Here is a 642-nt window from a genome sequence, read left to right as displayed (position 1 = left end):
TTTTGGGGGTTGTGTGTGGGGTGTGTGGTACGGGGTTGTTGTTTGAGAACTACATAGTGGACGCGAGCATCTTTTATAAGAAGCAATTTCCAAGAATATGAACCTGGATCTGTCCGGGTGCTGGTGCTGTGGCCTTTGTGGGTTGTGGTGGTGGTGCCTGGGTGGTTTTCATGGTTCTCTCGTGAATTACTCCTTGATCTTTTGTGGTCAAGTTTTTAAGAGCACACGGTGGATGCCTTGGCATTAGGAGCCGAAGAAGGACGTAGGAATCTGCGATAAGCCTGGGGGAGTCGATAACCGGACTGTGATCCCAGGGTGTCCGAATGGGGAAACCCCGCCAGGGGCGCGAGTTGCCTGGTGACCCGCATCTGAACACATAGGGTGCGTGGAGGGAACGCGGGGAAGTGAAACATCTCAGTACCCGCAGGAAGAGAAAACAATAGTGATTCCGTCAGTAGTGGCGAGCGAACGCGGATCAGGCTAAACCGTTCCATGTGTGATAGCCGGCGGGCGTTGCATGGTCGGGGTTGTGGGACTTTCCGTACTGTCTCTGCCGGGACAGTGGGGTGTGATGTGCTGGCATAGGTGAACGGTCTTGAAAGGCCGGCCGTAGAGGGTGTGAGCCCCGTAACCGAAATGTTT

At 54.4% G+C, this 642-nt stretch carries 1 rRNA gene; it reads left to right on the top strand.

Annotation, left to right across the window (positions count from 1 at the left end):
* Positions 1-205 precede the first annotated feature (205 nt).
* Positions 206-642 (top strand): 23S ribosomal RNA (locus tag ACLKOZ_RS22465); the annotation flags it as partial.

It is taken from the genome of Arthrobacter sp. R4 (assembly GCF_051365025.1).
Taxonomy (GTDB): Bacteria; Actinomycetota; Actinomycetes; order Actinomycetales; family Micrococcaceae; genus Arthrobacter.
This window is presented reverse-complemented; position numbering and strand designations above follow the sequence as displayed.